The 19,926-nt window shown below is 64.5% G+C and carries 20 protein-coding genes, 1 tRNA gene and 1 other RNA gene; 12 read left to right on the plus strand and 10 right to left on the minus strand.

Going from position 1 to position 19,926, the window contains the following annotated elements; genetic code table 11:
• Window positions 1-4 precede the first annotated feature (4 nt).
• The 4 genes from LDB29_RS05060 to rpsD form a co-directional block, all read right to left on the minus strand.
• The gene (locus LDB29_RS05060) at window positions 5-358 is read right to left on the minus strand and encodes a DUF3147 family protein (RefSeq protein ID WP_037484474.1); all 354 of its coding nucleotides are present in this window, start codon (window positions 356-358) and stop codon (window positions 5-7) included.
• Window positions 359-1,342, minus strand: coding sequence for an agmatine deiminase family protein (locus LDB29_RS05065; RefSeq protein ID WP_099185796.1), 984 nt, complete (start codon window positions 1,340-1,342; stop codon window positions 359-361).
• An 805-nt stretch (window positions 1,343-2,147) separates the two neighbouring features.
• The gene (locus LDB29_RS05070) at window positions 2,148-3,794 is read right to left on the minus strand and encodes a M28 family metallopeptidase (protein ID WP_025549842.1); all 1,647 of its coding nucleotides are present in this window, start codon (window positions 3,792-3,794) and stop codon (window positions 2,148-2,150) included.
• Between the two features lie 135 nt (window positions 3,795-3,929).
• On the minus strand, window positions 3,930-4,544 hold the full coding sequence (gene rpsD, locus LDB29_RS05075; RefSeq protein ID WP_025549841.1) for a 30S ribosomal protein S4: 615 nt from the start codon (window positions 4,542-4,544) through the stop codon (window positions 3,930-3,932).
• Between the two features lie 182 nt (window positions 4,545-4,726).
• Between rpsD and LDB29_RS05080 the strand changes: the two genes are divergently transcribed.
• A complete protein-coding gene (locus LDB29_RS05080; protein ID WP_025549840.1) occupies window positions 4,727-5,023 on the plus strand; it encodes a chorismate mutase in 297 nt (98 codons plus the stop codon).
• A gap of 44 nt (window positions 5,024-5,067) precedes the next feature.
• On the opposite strand, the gene LDB29_RS05085 is transcribed toward LDB29_RS05080, so the two are convergent.
• The 4 genes from LDB29_RS05085 to rpiB form a co-directional block, all read right to left on the minus strand.
• Complete coding sequence (locus tag LDB29_RS05085; RefSeq protein ID WP_099185794.1) at window positions 5,068-6,123, minus strand: TrmJ/YjtD family RNA methyltransferase; 1,056 nt, start codon at window positions 6,121-6,123, stop codon at window positions 5,068-5,070.
• A gap of 81 nt (window positions 6,124-6,204) precedes the next feature.
• Entirely contained in the window at window positions 6,205-6,666 is a 462-nt protein-coding gene (gene nrdR / locus LDB29_RS05090) for a transcriptional regulator NrdR (protein ID WP_013040447.1), read from the minus strand.
• Between the two features lie 6 nt (window positions 6,667-6,672).
• Complete coding sequence (glyA, locus tag LDB29_RS05095) at window positions 6,673-7,992, minus strand: serine hydroxymethyltransferase (RefSeq protein WP_099185793.1); 1,320 nt, start codon at window positions 7,990-7,992, stop codon at window positions 6,673-6,675.
• Between the two features lie 12 nt (window positions 7,993-8,004).
• Entirely contained in the window at window positions 8,005-8,442 is a 438-nt protein-coding gene (gene rpiB / locus LDB29_RS05100; RefSeq protein ID WP_025549838.1) for a ribose 5-phosphate isomerase B, read from the minus strand.
• 102 nt (window positions 8,443-8,544) lie between these two features.
• Between rpiB and LDB29_RS05105 the strand changes: the two genes are divergently transcribed.
• Window positions 8,545-8,739, plus strand: a complete 195-nt coding sequence (locus tag LDB29_RS05105) for a hypothetical protein (protein ID WP_025549837.1) — start codon at window positions 8,545-8,547, stop codon at window positions 8,737-8,739.
• On the opposite strand, the gene LDB29_RS05110 is transcribed toward LDB29_RS05105, so the two are convergent.
• Entirely contained in the window at window positions 8,736-9,821 is a 1,086-nt protein-coding gene (locus LDB29_RS05110; RefSeq protein WP_025549836.1) for an HPP family protein, read from the minus strand. The genes LDB29_RS05105 and LDB29_RS05110 overlap by 4 nt on opposite strands.
• 162 nt (window positions 9,822-9,983) lie before the next feature.
• On the minus strand, window positions 9,984-10,640 hold the full coding sequence (locus LDB29_RS05115; protein ID WP_013040443.1) for an alpha/beta hydrolase: 657 nt from the start codon (window positions 10,638-10,640) through the stop codon (window positions 9,984-9,986).
• Between the two features lie 147 nt (window positions 10,641-10,787).
• Between LDB29_RS05115 and LDB29_RS05120 the strand changes: the two genes are divergently transcribed.
• The 10 genes from LDB29_RS05120 (at window position 10,788) to LDB29_RS05165 (ending at window position 19,828) form a co-directional block, all read left to right on the plus strand.
• Window positions 10,788-11,834: a cysteine desulfurase family protein gene (locus LDB29_RS05120; protein ID WP_025549835.1), complete on the plus strand. Its 1,047-nt coding sequence runs from the start codon at window positions 10,788-10,790 to the stop codon at window positions 11,832-11,834.
• Entirely contained in the window at window positions 11,831-12,919 is a 1,089-nt protein-coding gene (locus tag LDB29_RS05125) for a cysteine desulfurase family protein (RefSeq protein WP_025549834.1), read from the plus strand. The genes LDB29_RS05120 and LDB29_RS05125 overlap by 4 nt, the downstream gene beginning before the upstream one ends.
• Before the next feature lie 69 nt (window positions 12,920-12,988).
• Window positions 12,989-13,324 (plus strand): 2Fe-2S iron-sulfur cluster-binding protein, encoded by a 336-nt coding sequence (locus LDB29_RS05130; RefSeq protein ID WP_025549833.1) that lies wholly within the window; start codon window positions 12,989-12,991, stop codon window positions 13,322-13,324.
• Window positions 13,325-13,338: 14 nt separating this feature from the next.
• Window positions 13,339-14,256 carry an SGM family class A beta-lactamase gene (blaSGM, locus tag LDB29_RS05135; RefSeq protein WP_373278246.1) on the plus strand — a complete coding sequence of 306 codons (918 nt, stop codon included), beginning with the start codon at window positions 13,339-13,341 and terminating at the stop codon, window positions 14,254-14,256.
• An 89-nt stretch (window positions 14,257-14,345) separates the two neighbouring features.
• Window positions 14,346-14,443, plus strand: an RNA gene (gene ffs / locus LDB29_RS05140) — signal recognition particle sRNA small type.
• 114 nt (window positions 14,444-14,557) lie between these two features.
• Entirely contained in the window at window positions 14,558-16,168 is a 1,611-nt protein-coding gene (locus LDB29_RS05145; protein WP_099185792.1) for a DNA polymerase III subunit gamma/tau, read from the plus strand.
• The gene (locus LDB29_RS05150) at window positions 16,165-16,488 is read left to right on the plus strand and encodes a YbaB/EbfC family nucleoid-associated protein (protein WP_025549830.1); all 324 of its coding nucleotides are present in this window, start codon (window positions 16,165-16,167) and stop codon (window positions 16,486-16,488) included. Before LDB29_RS05145 ends, LDB29_RS05150 begins: the two co-directional genes overlap by 4 nt.
• Window positions 16,489-16,618: 130 nt before the next feature.
• Window positions 16,619-19,015, plus strand: coding sequence for an endopeptidase La (gene lon / locus LDB29_RS05155; protein WP_025549829.1), 2,397 nt, complete (start codon window positions 16,619-16,621; stop codon window positions 19,013-19,015).
• Between the two features lie 176 nt (window positions 19,016-19,191).
• Window positions 19,192-19,464, plus strand: a complete 273-nt coding sequence (locus LDB29_RS05160; protein WP_007688799.1) for an HU family DNA-binding protein — start codon at window positions 19,192-19,194, stop codon at window positions 19,462-19,464.
• 287 nt (window positions 19,465-19,751) lie between these two features.
• Window positions 19,752-19,828 (plus strand) — tRNA-His (locus tag LDB29_RS05165).
• Window positions 19,829-19,926 lie beyond the last annotated feature (98 nt).

The raw sequence follows: 19,926 nt of genomic DNA on the forward strand, positions 1-19,926 counted from the left end.
CACCCTAAAGACGAATGCCCATGCGGGCGGCAATGGCGACGGTGAGGAGATAGAGCAGGATCGTGACCGCGCAACCCGCGATCAGCGCCGGCGCGAAGGAAACCCCACGGCGCAACAATATGGGGATCAGCAGGAACATGGGCAGGGAGGGGATGACATAATAGAATGTCGCCTCCGCATGGCGCGCCATGTTCTCCGCATCCGGCCTGTCGTTCCACAGCCAGATCATTCCCAGCACCGAAATCAGCGGCAATGACGCGATCAGCGCGCCCAGCCCCGGATACCGCCGCGACACCACCGACACGATGGCGATGATGATCCCGGAGATCAGCGCCCGCAACGCCAGCATCGCGCTCATTCAGGCGGACGGCATCTGCTGGCTGCAACAATGGAAGCTGCCGCCGCCAGACAGGATCGCGTCGCTGCGCAGCCCGACGATCTCCCGGCCGGGGAAGAAGGGCTTGAGCGCATCCAGAGCCGCCTGATCATTGGGCTGGCCATAGACGGGCACGATGACGGCGGCATTCCCGATGGCGAAATTCATGTAGCTCGCCGGAATGACCTCTCCATCCACGACCACGCGGCCGGGGGAGGGGACGGACGCGACCTCGACCCCGAACGCCCTGGCCCGCTCCCGCGCGTCGGCATAGACGGCCGCATTGGGATCATCGTCCGTGCTCGCCTCCGGCAGCGCCAGAACGCCCGGCGCCACGAAGCGGGCCAGATTGTCGACATGCCCGTCCGTATGATCGTTGAGCAGGCCATCGCCCAGCCACAACATGTCGGAAAGCCCCAGCGATCCCGCCAGCAATGTTTCGATCTTCCCCCGGTCCAGTTCGGGGTTGCGATTGGGATTGAGCAGGCATTGCTCCGTCGTCACGAACAGGCCGGTGCCGTCGGTGTCGACCGCTCCCCCTTCGAACACCCAGTTCTGGGTCGATGTCGGCAGTCCCGTCGTCGCCGCCAGCCGCGCGCCTATGTCCTCGTCGCCCGGCATCCGATATTTGCCGCCCCAGCCGTTGAAGCCGAAATCCACCAGCGCCCTTTCCCTGCCCCGCATCACCGCGATCGGCGCCGTATCGCGCAGCCAGACATCGCCCAGCTTCTGCACGAGGATGGTGACTCCCGGCGCCACCAGCGCCCGGGCGACGTCCGCATCGCCCTCGCTGGCGCAGACCAGCCGCACCTCCTCGCCCTTGCCGCCGGCATGCAGCGCGCTCGCGAACTGCGCGATCTGCCGCCGCGCATCTTCGAACGCGCCGGGCCACTCCTCGGCAGCGGTCGGAAAGCCGATCCATGTCCACTCGTGCGGCGCCCATTCGGCGGGCATACGGAAAGTCATGGGCTTGGCTCCTGATCGAGGGGTGTCCTCAGCGCCCTCTACAGGATCGGGTTGCGCATTCCAGAGGCATTATGACGGTTGACCGATTTGGGTGGGTGGCGGACATTCCCCCTCCCGCAGGCGGGAGGGGGTTAGGGGGTGGGCTGGCGCGACATCAGCGCTGTTTTGCAACGGCTAAGTCAGAAGCTCGCTACGCCCGCGCCCACCCCTAACCCCTCTCGTTTACGGGAGGGGAATGTCTTGTATTGGCCAATTTCAACCGAAGCACTATAGGCGGTGGATCAAAGTCAAAGTCGAGCGCCAAACTGGAAATAATACACCCGGTAAAAAATCATGCAGCCCGCGAGCATCAAGCGTGCAGTGATCAGGCCGGGACCATCGCTCACCCCTACTGCCAAGATGGAATAGTAGGCGGTGACGCCGCCTCCCGCGAATAATAGAAGACCGCACATCAACGACACCGTTGGGAACCGGTCTATCAGGCTCGGAACTTTTATCATCGGTAAACTGTGTCGGCTTTTGAGCTATAGGGCAAACCGTTTGAGCGGCAATTTCTGGTCGCCTCCACCCCAAACGGGACACCTCACGCGGTGCGTGTCCAATCGGCAACAGGTGCTTCCAAAAGCATCCTATTTCTAGATGAAGGCAATTCAGGTCTGTCCTATTCCGCGCCGCCCGGCCTATCTCCGCACCGCTCTTTGAAACGTCCTGCCAATCGCTTCGCCACGCCTACGCGCGCGCAGGCACGCGCGCGCATATGGTGTGAACTTCGGCGCAGGATTTTGCTCGAAATGGCGGAAATCCGTCATTTCGTCGCCCGGCTCCTGTCGCGGATCGCCCGGAACTCGTCGCCCGGCATCCAATTGGGCCAGTCGGTCGTGTTCGCCAGCGCCCGCCCTACATCATAATAGAGCTTCAGGTCGGCCTTCACTCCACTCCAGTCCCATTTGGGATCATATTCATCCTTGGGGCCGTGATAGCGATGCTCTTCATAGTCCTTGGCCGCCTTTGCGCCCGCGGCGGGCCCGCCCTTCACCAGATCCTGCCCCCCTTCGAAATAGAGCATCGGCACGCCATGCTTGGCGAAGCTGAAATGGTCTGAGCGGTAGTAAAAGCCTTTCTCCGGCGTCGGCTCCAGGCTGGCGACCCGCTTCTGCGCCGCCAGCGCGCGGTCGAGATAGGCGTCAAGCTGCGACTTGCCCTTGCCGATCACCACGACATTCTTCGCAGGGCCCGCCATGCTGAGTGCGTCCATGTTGACGCCGCCCACGGTCTGGCTGAGCGGAAAGACGGGATGGTTGCCATAATAGGCCGATCCCAGCAGGCCCGACTCCTCCGCCGTCACCGCGAGAAAGACCTGGCTGCGATCCGTCGCCCCAGCTTTCACATTCGCCTCCGCCAGCGCGACCAGCGCCGCCGTTCCCGTGGCATTGTCGATCGCGCCGTTGCAGATGTCGTCGCCGTCTGGGGCCGCCTCGCAATGGCCCAGATGGTCCCAATGCGCGGCATAGAGCACATATTCGTCAGGCCGCGTCCTGCCGGGAAGGAGGGCGACGACATTCTTCGAACTATGCCTGCGAATGGCGTTGTCGAAGGAGACGCTGGCCTTCACGCCCTTCAGCGGGACCGCCTTGAACCCGCGCTTCTTCGCCGCCGCCGTCAGCGCGTCGAGATTGAGGCCCGCACTCGCCACCAGCGCCGCGGCCTTGTCCTTCTGCATCCAGCCGATGGCCGCCGACTGGTCCGCATTGCCATTGGCGCTGTCCGCGACATGTTGCGCGCCGGTCCAGCTCGACTGCACGACGTTCCAGCCATAGGCGGCCGGCACCGTGTCGTGCACGATGATCGCCGCCGCCGCGCCCTGCCGCGCCGCTTCCTCGAACTTGTAGGTCCAGCGGCCATAATAGGTCATTGCCCGCCCGTTGAACGGGCCGCGGAGCGTGGGCGTCTGGTAATCCGGATCGTTCACCAGGATGAGGACCGTCTTGCCCTTCACATCGACGCCGGCATAGTCGTTCCACTTTTTCTCCGGCGCGTGGATGCCATAGCCGACAAAGACGACCGGACTGTCCTTCACCTCGATATGCGGCTGGCCGGTGCGGTAGGTGGCGATCACCATCTCAGGACCGTAACTGGCCGAAACCGCCGTCTTGCCGCCGGTGAAGCGGAGCGGCGACACATTCTTCGCGTCGATCTCGACCAGCGGCACGTCCTGGAACCAGCTTCCCTTGTTGCCGGGCTTCAGCCCCAGCGCCTCGAAACGCTGCACCAGATAGGCAAGGGTCTTCTCCTCCCCCGCCGTTCCGGGCGCGCGTCCTTCATAGGCGTCCGAGGAAATCTCCTTCACGACCTCCTTCATCGTATCGATCGAAGGACCGCCGTCGGTCGAAGCGGCAATCGCCGCGCCCCCGCTGGCAAGGGCGATGAGAGAGGTCAGGAAAAGCACGCGCATGGCAAGGCCTTTGAAAAGACTGCGAATGCTCCATTGATGCCAGTTGGCCTGCCGTCAAACAAGCCGAGCGGACAAACAAAAAAGGCGGCCCCGAAGGACCGCCTTCCTGAATGTCTCGCCGGAAGCGAAACCGGATCAGCGCGAATAGAATTCGACGACCAGATTGGGTTCCATCTTCACCGGATAGGGCACTTCATCCAGCGTCGGCACGCGGACATAGGTGACCTTGGCAGCGCCGTCCGCGACGACATAGTCGGGAATGTCGCGCTCGGGCAGGCCCTGAGCCTCCAGGACGAGCGCCATTTCCTGTGCCTTCTTGCCCAGCGTGATCTCATCGCCCGGCTTCACCAGACGCGACGCAATGTTGCACTTCACGCCGTTCACATAGATGTGGCCATGCGACACGAGCTGACGGGCCGACCAGATGGTCGGAGCGAACTTGGCGCGATAGACGACGGCGTCAAGGCGGCGCTCCAGCAGGCCGATCAGGTTCTGGCCGGTGTCGCCCTTCAGACGGGCGGCTTCGATATAGGCCTTCTTGAACTGCTTTTCGGTGACGTCGCCATAATAGCCCTTCAGCTTCTGCTTGGCGCGGAGCTGAATGCCATAGTCGGACATCTTGCCCTTGCGGCGCTGGCCATGCTGGCCGGGGCCATATTCACGCTTGTTGACCGGGCTCTTCGGGCGGCCCCAGATGTTCTCGCCCATGCGGCGGTCGAGTTTGTACTTGGCGCTTGAACGCTTCGACATGATATATTCCTAAGACAATTGCTTATAACGTTGTCCCCGGTATCGCCTGCGATCCATATTTCAGGGGCAGGGCCACCGCTTCACCGGGATGCGGAGCCAATCGCGAAGCGGCGCCTATGACGAAGGGCGGGGGGCATGTCAACCCTCGACAGGCCGGTGTTCCCGGCTTAGGTGAGCGGGCCATGAACCCCGAAAGCTACACGACCATGGCCGAAGTCCGCGCAGGCGTGGACGAACTCGACCGCCAGCTTGTCGCCCTTCTCGCCCAGCGTTTCGCCCATATGCGCGCCGCCGCCCGCATCAAGCCGGAGCGTGGCGCGGTCCGTGACGAAACGCGCAAGGCGGAAGTCATTGCAAATGCACGCGCCGAAGCGGAACGGCTGGGCTTGCCCGGGGAGGCGATCGCGAAGCTGTGGGATCAGTTGGTCGAAGCCTCGATCGCGTATGAGATGACTGAGTTCGATCGACGAAACGCTTGATGTGACCTGCGCCTGCCTTGGCAGGAACGGGCTGCGCTCAGCCTTCAGCGCGACCGTGGATTGCCCAATGCGGACAACACTCCGCGCAAAGTCCGCACCTCCAGATGGTTCCAGCCCGGCTTGGTCAGCAGGTTCCGCAAGGTCCGCTTGGTTGCGGGCGCACGGTCCGGCGGGAAGAAATAGCCTGCGCCTTCCAGCAGATTCTCGAACTGCGCGATCATTCCTTCCAGTTCCGACTGCGGCGCCGGTTCGCCCAGATCGACCACCGTCGGCTGCTCCAGGGAGGACTGCTTCGACCATTCATAGGCGCACAGGATCACCGCCTGCGCCAGATTGAGCGATCCGAATTCCGGATTGATCGGCACCGTCAGGATTTTCCGCGCCAGCGCCACATCCTCTGTCTCCAGTCCCGACCGCTCCGGCCCGAACACATAGGCGGAGCGCCCGGCAACGGCGTGGACCTCCCGCGCCGCCTCTTCGGGCGTCACCACCGGCTTGGTCACGCCGCGCTTGCGCACGGTCGTCGCATAGACATGCGCGCAATCGGCCACGGCGTCGGCCAGCGATTCGAACACTTCCGCCTTGTCCAGCACCACATCGGCGCCGGCCGCAGACGGCCCGGCATCCGGATTGGGCCAGCCGTCGCGGGGCGACACCAGCCGCATCTCGGTCAGGCCGAAATTCAGCATGGCCCGCGCCGCCTTGCCGATATTCTCGCCAAGTTGCGGGCGGACGAGCACGATAACGGGCGTGAGGGGCGTAATTTTTTCCATGTTACCGTTCGTCCTGAGTAGGGGCTGAGCTTGTCGAAGCCCCGTATCGAAGGACTTGCGCGCGAGCAGACTGATCATGTCCCAGTCGCCAGCGATCAGCGCTTCCTTTTTCTTCCGCGACCAGCCTTTGACCTGCTGCTCAGCGGACAGTGCTTCTTCGCGAGTTCCGAAATCCTGTTGCCAGACCAGAGACACTGGCCGTCGGTTCTGCGTATATCCTGCAATTTCGCCAGCTTGATGCTGAGCGATGCGGCTTTCCAGATTATCCGCGTGCCCCAGATAATAGCTGCCGTCCGAACAGCGCAGCATATAGGCGTGGAATGTCATGGCAAGGTCCTTCGATACGCCATTTCGACAGGCTCAATGGCTACTCAGGACGAACGGAGGTTGAGGGAGGCATGAGAGCCCTCAATCACTCCCGACCTCCTTCACCGTGGAGGCGAAATCCTCGAAATCCCGAGCATCGGTGAAGTCCTTGTACACGCTGGCGAAGCGGATATAGGCAACGCTGTCGAGGCGTTTCAGCCCTTCCATCACCATTTCCCCAATCGCCCGCGCTGGAACTTCGCCGTCGCCTGACGTCTCCAACTGCCGCTGGATGCCGGAGATCAGCTTCTCCAGCCGACTGGGATCGATCGGCCGCTTCCGGCAGGCGATGCCGATGGAGCGCGCCAGCTTGTCCCGGTCGAAGGCTTCCTTGCGTCCCTCGCTCTTCACCACCCAGATGTCGCGGAGCTGTATCCGTTCGAAGGTGGTGAAGCGCGCGCCGCAGGCTTCGCACTGACGCCGGCGGCGGATGGCGGCGCCATCCTCCGTCGGGCGGCTGTCCTTCACCTGGCTGTCGTCATGGGCGCAGAAGGGGCAACGCAAGGGCGCTTACCCTTCGTAGATCGGGAAACGGGCGCAGAGGGCGAAGACGCGGTCGCGCACATTGGCTTCCACGGCTGCGTCGCCATGCTCGCCATGATCGCGCAGCCCCTCCAGAACGTCCGCGATCATGTCGCCAATGGCCTCGAACTCCGCAACGCCGAACCCGCGCGTCGTTCCCGCAGGGGAACCAACCCGAATACCGCTGGTCTTGGTCGGCGGCAGCGGATCGCCCGGCACGCCATTCTTGTTGCAGGTGATGAAGCTGCGTTCCAGCGCCTCGTCCGCATCCTTGCCCGAAATGCCGTAGGGGCGCAGGTCGATCAGGGCGAGATGCGTGTCGGTGCCGCCGGAAACGACCGCAAGGCCGCGCTGCTCCAGCTTCGAAGCCAGCGCCTTTGCATTGGTGACGATCGCCTGCGCATAAGTCCTGAATTCAGGACGCAGCGCCTCGCCGAAGGCAACCGCCTTCGCCGCGATCACATGCATCAGCGGCCCGCCCTGAAGGCCGGGGAACACCGCCGAATTGATCTTCTTCGCAATGGCCTCGTCATCGGTCAGGATCATGCCGCCACGCGGACCGCGCAGGGTCTTGTGCGTGGTGGTGGTCACGACATGGGCATGGCCAAATGGCGTCGGATGCGCCCCGCCAGCCACCAGTCCGGCAAAATGCGCCATGTCCACCATCAGCAGCGCGCCGACCTTGTCCGCGATCGCGCGGAAGCGGGCGAAGTCGAGGTGGCGGGGATAGGCCGAACCGCCCGCGATGATCAGCGTGGGCTTTGCTTCGATCGCCTGCGCCTCCAGCGCGTCATAATCGATGAGGTGCGTATCCTCGCGCACGCCATATTGCACGGCATTGTACCATTTGCCCGACAGCGCGGGCTTCGCGCCATGGGTCAGGTGACCGCCTGCATCGAGCGACAGGCCCATGATGGTGTCGCCCGGCTTGGTCAGCGCCAGCATCACCGCGCCGTTCGCCTGCGCGCCCGAATGGGGCTGCACATTGACGAAGCCACAGTTGAAGATTTCCTTCGCGCGGTCGATGGCCAGCTGCTCGACCTCGTCCGACGGGGCGCAGCCCTGATAATAGCGCTTGCCGGGATAGCCTTCGGCATATTTGTTGGTGAAGACCGAACCCTGCGCCTCCAGCACCGCCCTGGATACGATATTTTCCGAAGCGATCAGCTCGATCTGGTTCTGCTCGCGCTTCAATTCCCTGGTGACGCCCGCGAACACCGCCGGATCGGCATCGGCCAGGCTGCGCGTGAAATAGCCTTCGGAGCGGATGTCCGACAGGTCGGGCTGGGTGAGGGTAGCGGTGCTCATAGGGCAGGCTCCTTAAAGCGCGGGATGGGAGAGCTTTTCAACGCGGCCGGCATGGCGGCCACCGCCGAAATCGGTGGAAAGGAAGGCGGAGACGCAGGCCTTGGCCATGTCGACGCCGGTCAGGCGCGCGCCCATGGCGAGGACATTGGCATCATTATGCTCGCGGCTGAGCGCGGCCGACAACGGCTCCGACACCAGAGCGCAGCGGCAGGCGGGGTTGCGGTTCACGGCGATGGAAATGCCGATGCCCGATCCGCAGAGCGCAATGCCGCGTTCGGCGGCGCCGGACGCCACCGCCTTCGCCAGCTTGTAACCGAAATCGGGATAATCCACGCGGTCGGCAGTCGCTGGACCCAGATCGTCGACCTCATGCCCTTCGCCGCGCAGCCAGTCGGCAAGTTCCGCCTTCAGATCGACGGCGGCATGGTCGGAAGCGATGGCGATTTTCACGATAAGGTTGTCCACTCACGCAAAAGGTGATTCGTTCCCGCGCCTCATAGGGGCAGCGCCGCGATATTGCCACAGTCCACCGGCCGACCTATGGCCTGCTTCATGGCTGGCACGATTTTATCCATATTGATGCTCGCAGGCATGGCGCTGACCGGCGGCGGCGCCTACGCCATCGTGAAGAAGGGCGACCGTAAACGGGGCACGCTGATGATCCTCGCCGGACTGGTGATGTTCGGCAATGTCGCCATCTCCGCGATTCCCGGGCCGGACCTGCCGGTGCTGGAAAACGCCCGCTAGGCCCGAAAGGCCATCGCCGTCAGCAGGTCGGTCTGGGTAACTAGGCCGCATAGCCGCCGATCGTCATCGACCACGATCGCCTCGCGCCGGGCACCGCTGGTCAATGGCCGCAGCAGAGCCGCCACGGGCGTATCCGCATGCACGATATAGGGCTCGGACGCGATGTCCTGCACCCGCCCGCCTTCTCTCGCCAGATCCAGCGGGCCCACCACGCCTTGAACACGGCCGGCATCGTCCAGCACGGGAAGCGACAGCAGCCGCCGATCGTGCAGCAATTGCCGCGCCGCGGCCACCGGCTGGCCCGCCCGCACGGTGACGACATCGCGCGACATGATCTCGCCGCACGTCAGCCTGCCATGCGCCCGCTCGGCCGCCCGCATTTCCGCATCGTGCAGCACCGCCTGCAAGTCGGCCGCATTCACGTCCAGCCTGTCGCCATAGGCGTTCAGCGCTTCCTCCACGTCCTGTTCGGACGGCGTGCGCAGGATCGGCGCGGGGTCGCTGGTGCCATGGGTGGTCGCCGCCTTGGCCGCGACATGGGGATAGCTGTGCCCGGCCAGCCGGTGGAAGAGGATTGCGACGGTCACGAGCAGCGCCGTGTTCACGCCGACAGGCACGATCGCGAACATATAGCTCGGCGCGCCATGCGTCGCGCCCAGTACGGCGGAGAGGGCGACGGCGCCTCCGGGCGGGTGGAGGCAGCGCAGCACCGACATGGCGCCGATCGCGCAGCCTACCGCCAGCGCGGCGGCGATGGTGGGATCGGGGATCAGCCGGACCACCATGACTCCGACCAGTGCCGATATGATATTGCCGCCCAATACCGGCCAGGGCTGGGCCAGTGGACTGGCGGGCACGGCAAAAAGCAGCACTGCCGATGCGCCCATGGGGGCGACCAGCAGTGGATGGGCGATCCCGTTTCCCAGCATCAGTCCGCAGAGCAGCCCGGTAACGGCGATGCCGCCAATGGCGCCGCTCGCCGCCTTCAGCCGGTCCAGGAAGCCGGGACCGGCGGGAGCGGGGACGAAGGCGCTGTAATAGCGGCTCCAGATCAGGCGGACGTCGTTCTTCGGATCGGTCATGGGGCGCTGCCGCTAAAGCCCGCATGCCGACGGGCCAAGCGCAAAATTCCTCAGCCGCCTCAACCGCAGCTTCCATTCCCTTGCCGGAGGACCATGTACGATGGGCCAAAAAGAAAAGGGGCCGCCGCAGCAGCCCCTCCACCTCGAACAGCGGCAATCGCCTTATCGGATCGGAGAATCCGGCGACAGGCGCATGTCGAGATAATTGTCGACCGACTTCATAAGCTGGTCCAGTTCATGCTCGAAAAAATGGTTCGCGCCACGGATTTCGTCATGGTGGATGGTGATGCCCTTCTGCGTGCGCAGCTTGTCCACCAGCTTCTGCACGGCGCTTGCCGTCACGACCTCGTCCGCCGTCCCCTGCACGATGATGCCGGAGGAGGGGCAGGGCGCCAGGAAGGAGAAGTCATACATGTTCGCCGGCGGCGCCACCGAGATGAAGCCCCGGATTTCCGGACGGCGCATCAAAAGCTGCATGCCGATCCACGCACCGAAGGAGAAGCCGGCGATCCAGGTTGTCTGCGCCTCCGGATGGAAGCTCTGCACCCAGTCGAGCGCAGCGGCGGCATCCGACAGTTCGCCAATGCCGTTGTCGAACGTGCCCTGGCTGCGCCCGACGCCCCGGAAGTTGAAGCGCAAGGTGGCGAAGCCGCGCCGCACGAAGGTCTTGTAGAGCGCCTGGGTGATGCGGTCGTTCATCGTGCCGCCGCCCTGCGGGTGCGGATGCAGGATCATCGCGACGGGCGCGCGGGGGCGGGGCGGCGGGCTGAAGCGGCCTTCGAGGCGACCTTCGGGTCCGGGGAAAATAACGTCGGGCATGGCACCTGTTATGGTTCTGGGCGGCCCAACCCGAAACCGGGCGAGCCGCGAATGGAGAGGGCGCAGCAGCCAGTGCTGGCGCTGCGCGACAGACCGCCTATATAGAAGTCGCCACCATTTCCGCAATCAATGAGTCTTCCCAAATCCGTGGCTTCCGACCGTCTCTATCTGGATCACGCCGCCACCACGCCGATCCTGCCCCAGGCAAGGGCAGCGATGGTCGAGGCGATGGAGAACTGGTCCAACCCGTCCAGCCCCCATGGCGACGGCCGCGCCGCCCGCGCCCTGCTGGAGGATGCCCGGCGGCGCATCGGCGCGGCGCTGGGATGGGGCGGGCAGATCATCTTCACCTCCGGCGCGAGCGAAGCCATCGCCATCGCGCTGGGCCGCGCCAGCTTTGACCGCATCCTGACCTCTCCCGTCGAACATGATTCGGTCCTGCGCGTCACGCCCCAGGCCGAGCGGCTTCAGGTGGACGCAAATGGCCTTCTCCTTGGTCCTTCCCCCCTTTGCGAGGAGGAGGGGCATGAGACCATCCTTGCCATCCAGCATGTCAACAACGAAACCGGGGTCATCCAGCCTCTCGACGCGATAGACCGCAAGGGTGCCGTCCTTTTCGCGGACTGCGCCCAGAGTGCAGGCAAACTCCCCCTCCCGGATGCCGACATGATCGCGATCAGCGCGCATAAATTCGGCGGTCCTCCGGGCACGGGCGCGCTTCTGATCAAGGATCTTGCGCTGATCCGCCCGAGCGGCGGTCAGGAGCAGGGCTATCGCCCCGGCACCGAAAACCTGCCCGCCATCCTCGCCATGGCGGCGGCGCTCGACGCGCGCACGGACTGGCTTTCCAAAGCCGCGATCCTTCGCGCGCGGCTCGACGCCGCCATCGAAGCGGCCGGCGGAGAGATCGTCGCCCGCAATGCCCCGCGCATCCCGACCATCGCCAGCTATCGCATGCCCGGCCTTTCCGCCCGCGCCCAGCTTATCCAGTTCGACCTCGCCGGCATTTCCGTTTCCGCCGGCAGCGCCTGTTCTTCGGGTTCGCTCAAGACCAGCCATGTCCTCCATGCCATGGGCTGGGACGATGCGCGGGCGGGCGAAGTCGTCCGGGTCAGCTTCGGCCCGGATACGAGCGAGAAGGATCTGGATCGCTTCGCCGCGGCCTGGACCCGGATGGCGGGGCGGGCCCGGTGACGATCTATCTCGATTATCAGGCGACGACGCCTCTCGCGCCCGAAGCCTTCGATGCGATGGTCCCCCTGCTCCGCGACCAGTTCGCCAATCCGCACAGTGCCCACAGGCTGGGCCGCGCCGCCACCGCGCAGGTCGATCTTGCCCGCGCGGAAATCCTGAAGCTGCTGCCCGATGGCGGCCGCCTGATCTTCACCTCCGGCGCGACCGAGGCGCTCAACATGGCGATCCAGGGCGCTCCGCCGGGCGGCATCGTCACCATCGCCACCGAACATGCCGCCGTCCTCGACACGGTCGACGCGCTGCGCCGGACGGGTCGGGACGTCACGATCCTGCCGGTCGGTCCCGACGGGATCGTCGACCTTGAAGAAGCCGCCAGGGCGATCCGTCCCGGCACGGCGCTCGTCGCGGCCATGCTGGTCAATAACGAGATCGGCGTCATCCAGCCTGTTGCGGAGCTGGCCGACCTTGCGCACAGCGCAGGCGCGCTGTTCCTCTGCGACGCCGTGCAGGGCTATGGCCGCGTGCCCATCGCGCCCCGCTGCGACATGATCGCGATCAGCGCCCACAAGATCCATGGGCCGAAAGGCATCGGGGCGCTCTGGCTGCGCGAGGACGTGACTCTCACGCCGATCATCCACGGCGGCGGCCAGGAGGGCGGCCTGCGTTCGGGCACCCTTTCGCCGGCTCTGTGCGCGGGTTTCGGGGCCGCCGCCCGGCTGATGCGCGAACGCGCGGAAAGCGACCGCCTGCATGTGGAAGCGCTCTGGAGCGCCGCCCATGGCCTCTTCTCCCAATGGACGGTCAACGGCAGCGAGGATTTGCGCTATCATGGCAATCTGAACCTCCGAAGGGCAGGAGTCGACGGCGCGCGGTTGTTGTCGGAATGCCGCGATGTCGCTTTTTCGCTCGGCAGCGCTTGCGCAAGTGGGTCCGGGCGGCCTAGCCATGTGCTGCGCGCACTCGGCCTTTCAGACGCGGAGGCGCGCGGATCGGTGCGGATCGGCTTCGGCCGGTACACGACACTGGCCGAATTGGGGGATGCGGCGGAGGCAGTGAACAGGGCAGCCCAAATATGGGCGCCATGAAGCGTCGTGCGAAAGAGCGGAAGACCGTTTTTCGCATCATGCGGCAACAGAGAGCGGGGAACGCATATCATGACCAGGGTCGTCTTCATCAGCGCCGATGGAGAACATAAGCAGGAGGTCGAAGCGCCGACAGGCGCCGTGTTGCTGGAGGTCGCGCAGGCAGCGGGCCAGCCGCTCGAGGGAACCTGCGAGGGGCAGATGGCCTGCTCCACCTGCCATGTCATCGTCGATGCCGCCGACTTCCCGAAGCTGAAGCGGGCGAGCGAGGATGAGGAGGACATGCTGGACCTTGCCGCCGCCGCGACCCGAACCAGCCGCCTGTCCTGCCAGATCGTGCTGGACGAAAAGCTGGACAGCCTGACGGTCCGCATTCCGGGCGAATCCTATAATATGCAGGGAATGTAGGCTTGTCGAAGCGCCTGATCCTTGCGGCCCTGCTGCTCGCCGCGCCGGCTTTCGCGCAGCAGGAGGCGCCGCGACCTTCGCTCCTGCCGCCAGCGCCCCGCTACATGGTGAGCGAATCCGCTTTGGCATCCGTGCGCAATCCCAAGGAGATAGAGAGCGCGACCGGCGGCCGGCTGGGCGTCGCGCTGGTCGACAGCAAGGGCGTTTTGATGCTGGGCTTCAACCGGGACGAGCGCTTCGCCATGTGTTCGACCTTCAAGGCCCCGCTCGCCGCCGCCGTGCTGACCGGTGCGGAAGGCGGCAAGTTCGGGTTGGAGGGGCAGATCAGCTTCACCAGGTCCGATCTCCTGGACTATGCTCCGGTCGTCAGGAAGAATGTGAAGCGCGGCCGCATGTCGATGGAGGAACTGGCGGCGGCAGCCGTGGAGGTCAGCGACAACAGCGCCGCCAACCTGCTGCTGCCGATGGTCGGCGGGCCGGAGGGCCTGACCCGCTTCATCCGCGCCCATGGCGACATGGTGACGCGGCTCGACCGCAATGAGCCCTCGCTCAACGAGAATGTCGAGGGCGACGAGCGCGACACCACCAGCCCCGCCGCCATGGCCGGCCTGATGGGCCGCCTGGTCTTCCGCGACCTCGCGCCGGAAAGCGCCGAAAAGCTGCGCGGCTGGCTCAATGCCAGCACAACCGGCGCCAACCGGATCAAGGCGGGCCTGCCCAAGGGCTGGACATCGGGCAGCAAGACCGGAAGCTGCGGCACTGCCTATAATGACGTGGCGCTTGTAAAGGCCCCGTCAGGCGAGGAATATATCCTCGCCATCTATCTCGACCGCCCGACCATCGACGCCAGGGCCGCCGAAGCCGCCATAGCCGAAACCGCCCGCGCGGCGCTGGATTTCGTCGGGAAGGCGCAGAAGACGGGGCTGGAATAAAGCCGCGACCTTGCAGGGAATACAGCTCTCTTCTGGCGATCCCTCTCCTTGGCCCCTTGCCATAACCGCCACCTTTCGCCATATGCCGCGCCGGGAGTCGGGCGGACGTAGTCGTCGCGAACCTGGTCAGGTCCTGACGGAAGCAGCCACAGTGATTTCGCTGCGGGTCGTTCCGGCTCCCACCTCCAAACAGCATCCGTTCGGACCGGGCCTGACGGCGTCCACTTCTTCTTTCGATGTTGGAACGATGAAGGCTGCCCTTCGGGTCGCCAAGCCCCGTACGAACGGCTAGAAGATTCGCATGTCCGATTCCCCCCAGCCCTATCGCGTGCTCGCGCGCAAATATCGCCCGCGCAATTTCCGGGAACTGATCGGGCAGGACGCGATGGTCCAGACGCTGGGCAATGCGATCCGCCGGGGACGCCTGGCCCATGCCTTCCTGATGACCGGCGTGCGCGGCGTGGGAAAAACCTCAACCGCGCGCCTCATCGCCAAGGCGCTGAACTGCATCGGCCCGGACGGGCAGGGCGGTCCCACCATCGATCCCTGCGGCGTCTGCGAACCCTGCATGGCCATTGCCGAGGGACGCCATATCGACGTGGTCGAAATGGACGCCGCCAGCCATACCGGCGTCGACGATGTGCGGGAAATCATAGAGGCGGTGCGCTACGCCGCCGTTTCGGCCCGCTACAAGATCTATATCATCGACGAAGTTCACATGCTGTCCAAGAACGCCTTCAACGCGCTTCTGAAGACGCTGGAGGAGCCGCCGGCGCATGTGAAATTCCTCTTCGCCACGACGGAAGTGAACAAGGTGCCGGTGACGGTGCTGTCGCGCTGCCAGCGCTTCGACCTGCGCCGCATCCCCGCCGAACTGCTCGCCGCCCATTTCGCCCATGTGGTGGAGGCGGAATCGGTCGCCGCCGAAGCCGATGCGCTGGCGCTGATCGCCCAGGCCGCCGAGGGTTCGGCCCGCGACGGGCTGTCCATCCTGGACCAGGCCATAGCGCATGCGGAAATGGGCGAAGGCGCCCCGCTCGTCACCGCCATGCAGGTTCGCGACATGCTGGGCCTCTCCGACAGGGGCGCCACACGCCGCCTGCTGGGCCTGCTGCTCGAAGGCGACACCGGCGCGCTGCTTGGCGCGGTGCGCGATCAATATGCGCTTGGCGTGGAGCCGCTCTCGCTGATGCGTGGCCTGCTGGAACTGGTCCATGCGGTGACGCTAGTGAAGGCGGGCCGCGACATCGCCAATCCCGGCCAGTCGGCGGAGGAGCGCGAGGCTCTGGCGGATTGGGCCTCGCAACTCGGCTTCGCGCCGCTGCACCGGCTATGGCAATTGCTGCTGAAAGGCCATGAAGAGGTTGCCAGCGCGGCATTGCCGATCGAAAGCTGCGAAATGGCGCTGCTGCGCGTGATGCACGCCGCGACCATGCCCGACCCCGGCGAGATCGCCCGCCTGCTGCGCGAAGGCGCGCCTGCGGCCGCCGCTCCGGGGCAGGCGCCCGCCGCCATACCCTCCGGATCACCTGCCGCGAAACTTCCGGCCAGCTTCGAAGAGCTGATCGAAGCCTTCTGGCAGCGCGGCAAGGGGCAACTTGCGCAGGAAATGCATGATTGCATCGGCCTTGTCCGCTATGCCGCGCCGGAACTGGACTATGCCCCGACGTCTTCCCTGTCGTCCGATTTCCTTGCCCGCCTGAACCCGGCGCTGCGCGAGGTGACCGGCACGGCCTGGCGCGTCAGCGCCGTCGACGGTCCTGCTGCGCCGACCCTGCTGGAACAGGAAATGCGCAAGGCGGCGGATGCCCGTGCGGAAATCATGGAAACCCCGGTGGTCAAGGCGGCGTTGGCTGCTTTCCCCGATGCCGAGCTTGGCGACGAGCTCGAACAATGGAGTGCAGAGCGATGAAGGATCTGAACGAAATATTGGGCATGGCGAGCCGCGTGCAGGAGGAACTGCAACGCGCCCAGGAAAATCTCGACAAGCTGGAGGTGGAGGGCAGCGCTGGCGGCGGACTGGTCAAGGTCCGCGCCTCGGCCAAGGGGCGCATATTGGGCGTCGCCATCGACGACAGCCTGCTCGCCGTGTCGGAAAAGCAGATGCTGGAGGACCTTATCACCGCCGCGTTCAACGATGCGCGCAAGAAGGCGGATGAAGTGTCCAGCGCCGAAATGGGCAAGATGACCGCCGGCCTGCCGCTGCCGCCCGGCTTCAAACTGCCTTTCTGATCGTGAGCGTGCCGGGGATCAGCCTTTATTCATCATTGCGATCCCATAACGCATGATTGAACCATGCGGCGACCATCCCCATAAAGGCGATGAACCGCATGACTGGGTGGAATGTCACCCCGGAGAGTGAATGACTACGCAATATCCCCTGCTTCCTTTGCGCGACATCGTCGTCTTCCCGCAGATGATCGTGCCGCTGTTCGTGGGCCGCGACAAGAGCGTGGCCGCGCTCGAATCGGCGATGGAAGGCGACAAGGAAATCTTCCTCGTGTCGCAGCTCGACCCGGCGGAGGATGATCCGGGCCAGGATTCGCTCTACGACACCGGCGTCATTGCCGTGGTGCTGCAATTGCTGAAGCTGCCCGACGGCACCGTTCGCGTGCTGGTGGAGGGCAAGCAGCGCGCCCGGCTGGACGGCATCGGACAGGCCGACGGCCATATGGTCGCGGATGTGACGGCGGTCGAGGAAATCGACGCCGAAGGGCCGGAGGCCGCCGCGCTGATGCGTTCGGTGGCGGAGCAGTTCGAAAATTACGCCAAGCTCAACAAGAAGCTGCCGGCGGAAACCCCCGTGCAGTTGCGCGAGATCGAGGATGCGGGGCGTCTGGCCGATGCCGTCGCCGCCAACATCAACGTCAAGGTCGCCGACAAGCAGTCGCTGCTGGTCGAAGCCGACCCGGTCAAGCGCCTCGAAATGGTCTTCGCCTTCATGGAGGGCGAATTGGGCGTGCTCCAGGTGGAGAAGAAGATTCGCGGCCGCGTGAAGCGGCAGATGGAGAAGACTCAGCGCGAATATTATCTCAATGAGCAGTTGAAGGCGATCCAGCGCGAACTGGGCAATGGCGATGGCGAAGAAGGCGACGAACTCGCTGAACTCACCGAGAAGATCGCGAAGGCCAAGCTGAGCAAGGAAGCCCGCGCCAAGGCGACGGCGGAGCTGAAGAAGCTCAAGGGCATGCAGCCCATGTCCGCCGAAGCCACGGTGGTGCGCAACTATCTCGACGTGCTGCTGGGCCTGCCCTGGGGCAAGAAGGGCAAGGTCAAGACCGACCTCAAAAAGGCGCAGGCGATCCTCGATGAGGATCATTTTGCGCTGGAAAAGGTCAAGGACCGGATCATCGAATATCTCGCGGTGCAGGCGCGCACCAACAAGCTGAAGGGCCCCATCCTGTGCCTCGTCGGGCCTCCGGGCGTCGGCAAGACCTCGCTCGGCCGTTCGATCGCCAAGGCGACCGGGCGGGACTTCGTGCGCCAGTCGCTGGGCGGCGTGCGCGACGAAGCGGAGATCCGGGGGCACCGCCGCACCTATATCGGTTCGTTGCCGGGCAAGATCGTGACCAACCTCAAGAAAGCCGGGACGATGAACCCGCTCTTCCTGCTGGACGAAATCGACAAGCTGGGACAGGATTTTCGCGGCGACCCCGCCTCTGCGCTGCTGGAGGTGCTGGACCCCGAACAGAACAGCAAGTTCCAGGATCATTATCTGGAGATCGACGTCGACCTTTCAGACGTCATGTTCGTGACCACCGCCAACTCTTTGAATTTGCCGCAGCCTTTGCTCGACCGCATGGAGATCATCCGGCTCGAAGGCTATACGGAGGATGAAAAGGTCGAGATCGCCCAGCGGCATCTGCTGCCTAAGCAGATCGACGCCCACGGCCTCAAGGAAGGCGAACTCGACGTCACGGAGGAGGCGGTTCGCGATCTGATCCGCTACTACACCCGCGAAGCCGGCGTCCGCACGCTGGAGCGCGAAGTGGCGCGCCTCGCCCGCAAGGCGCTGCGCAAGATCCTCGAAGGCGCCTATGACAAGGTGACGATCACGCCGGATAATCTGGCCGACTATGCCGGCGTGCGTAAATTCCGCCACGGCGTGGGTGAGGAAGAGCATCAGATCGGCGCGGTGACGGGCTTGGCGTGGACCGAGGTGGGCGGCGAACTGCTGACCATCGAAGCGGTGACCGTGCCCGGCAAGGGCGCGATCAAGACCACCGGCAAGCTGGGCGAGGTCATGAACGAGTCGGTCCAGGCCGCCTTCTCCTATGTGAAGGCGCGCTCGCCCGGCTATGGGATCAAGCCCAGCATTTTCACCCGCAAGGACATCCACATCCACCTTCCCGAAGGCGCGGTGCCCAAGGATGGCCCCTCGGCAGGCATCGGCATGGTGACGACCATCGTGTCGACCCTGACCGGCATTCCGGTGCACAAGGATGTGGCGATGACCGGTGAAGTCACGCTGCGGGGCCGCGTCCTTCCTATCGGCGGCCTCAAGGAAAAGCTGCTTGCGGCGCTGCGGGGCGGCATCAAGACGGTGTTGATCCCCGCGGAAAACGAGAAGGATCTGGCGGAGATTCCGGCCAATATCAAGGAAGGGCTGGAGATCGTTCCCGTGTCCCATGTCGATGAGGTGCTGGCCCGCGCACTGATGAGCAAGCCGGAAGCGATCGCGTGGACCGAGGAGGATGACCTTGCCGCCCAGCCGAACCCGGCGCAGGGGCGGGACGGGGAAGCGTCCATTCGGCACTGAGCTGACTAATGAAAGCGGCGTCGCACGGCTATTCAGCAAGCTTTTACCATAAAATCTTGCTTGACCGGCCGCCGACGCCGCTTTCCCTTTGACAAGGCCCGAAAGCTGGGCCTTATTGCGCCGCCTACGCCGCGATTCCTAAACTATCCAAACAGCTAGAAGGGGGTTCCCAAGGCATGAACAAGCAGGATCTTATCAGCGCAGTCGCTGAAAGCAGCGGCCTTTCCAAGAGCGACGCCAGCAAGGCCGTCGAGGGTGTTTTCGACGCCATCACCGGAGCCCTGAAGAAGGGGGATGAGGTTCGTCTGGTCGGTTTCGGCACTTTCTCCGTTTCGCAGCGCAAGGCCTCGACCGGCCGCAACCCGCGCACGGGCGAGACGATGACGATCAAGGCTTCGGCCCAGCCCAAGTTCAAGGCCGGCAAGGGCCTGAAGGACTCGGTCAACTAAGGATTTTCAAGGGGCGCTCCCCGGCGGAGCGCCTCGGTCCGTTTTCGAGCCGGCATCGCGGTTGGCGGAATTTTTATCGGAGAGAGACTGCCGGATTTGAGCGCGGCAGCAGGGAGCGGGGCTCTCATGCGCGCTGATCTTCCAGGGCATGAAAAGGGGTGGGGGCATCACGCTTCTCACCCCTTTTCTTTTTATTTCGGCATTGCGGCTTTTTCCGCATCAGGCCGCTTGACGGCGCGGGAAGGGCCGCATATGTGGCCCTTCTCTCAAGGGGCACAGCCCCTGTGGCGATCGTAGCTCAGTTGGTTAGAGCGCCGGTTTGTGGTACCGGAGGTCGCGGGTTCGGATCCCGTCGATCGCCCCATTTTCCTTCTTCGCTGGATGAATTTGCGTGAGGGGCGCCCGGTCGCCTTCGAACTTGGTTCGCGCTCAGCCAGTCGAAACTGCTCTCCTTCTTTCCCG

The sequence above is a fragment of the Sphingobium sp. CFD-2 genome, assembly GCF_024611135.1.
GTDB classification, from domain to species: Bacteria; Pseudomonadota; Alphaproteobacteria; order Sphingomonadales; family Sphingomonadaceae; genus Sphingobium; species Sphingobium fuliginis.

Bases quoted from the DNA above. Each gene is read 5' to 3' on its own strand.
- LDB29_RS05110 (WP_025549836.1), bottom strand. From the start codon at position 9,821: ATGACCGATCCGAAGAACGACGTCCGCCTGATCTGGAGCCGCTATTAC.
- lon (WP_025549829.1), top strand. From the start codon at position 16,619: ATGACTACGCAATATCCCCTGCTTCCTTTGCGCGACATCGTCGTCTTC.
- LDB29_RS05115 (WP_013040443.1), bottom strand. From the start codon at position 10,640: ATGCCCGACGTTATTTTCCCCGGACCCGAAGGTCGCCTCGAAGGCCGC.
- LDB29_RS05060 (WP_037484474.1), bottom strand. From the start codon at position 358: ATGAGCGCGATGCTGGCGTTGCGGGCGCTGATCTCCGGGATCATCATC.
- LDB29_RS05105 (WP_025549837.1), top strand. From the start codon at position 8,545: ATGGCTGGCACGATTTTATCCATATTGATGCTCGCAGGCATGGCGCTG.
- LDB29_RS05085 (WP_099185794.1), bottom strand. From the start codon at position 6,123: ATGACATTCCACGCCTATATGCTGCGCTGTTCGGACGGCAGCTATTAT.
- LDB29_RS05130 (WP_025549833.1), top strand. From the start codon at position 12,989: ATGACCAGGGTCGTCTTCATCAGCGCCGATGGAGAACATAAGCAGGAG.
- LDB29_RS05070 (WP_025549842.1), bottom strand. From the start codon at position 3,794: ATGCGCGTGCTTTTCCTGACCTCTCTCATCGCCCTTGCCAGCGGGGGC.
- LDB29_RS05145 (WP_099185792.1), top strand. From the start codon at position 14,558: ATGTCCGATTCCCCCCAGCCCTATCGCGTGCTCGCGCGCAAATATCGC.
- LDB29_RS05150 (WP_025549830.1), top strand. From the start codon at position 16,165: ATGAAGGATCTGAACGAAATATTGGGCATGGCGAGCCGCGTGCAGGAG.
- LDB29_RS05080 (WP_025549840.1), top strand. From the start codon at position 4,727: ATGAACCCCGAAAGCTACACGACCATGGCCGAAGTCCGCGCAGGCGTG.
- rpsD (WP_025549841.1), bottom strand. From the start codon at position 4,544: ATGTCGAAGCGTTCAAGCGCCAAGTACAAACTCGACCGCCGCATGGGC.
- LDB29_RS05065 (WP_099185796.1), bottom strand. From the start codon at position 1,342: ATGACTTTCCGTATGCCCGCCGAATGGGCGCCGCACGAGTGGACATGG.
- glyA (WP_099185793.1), bottom strand. From the start codon at position 7,992: ATGAGCACCGCTACCCTCACCCAGCCCGACCTGTCGGACATCCGCTCC.
- LDB29_RS05160 (WP_007688799.1), top strand. From the start codon at position 19,192: ATGAACAAGCAGGATCTTATCAGCGCAGTCGCTGAAAGCAGCGGCCTT.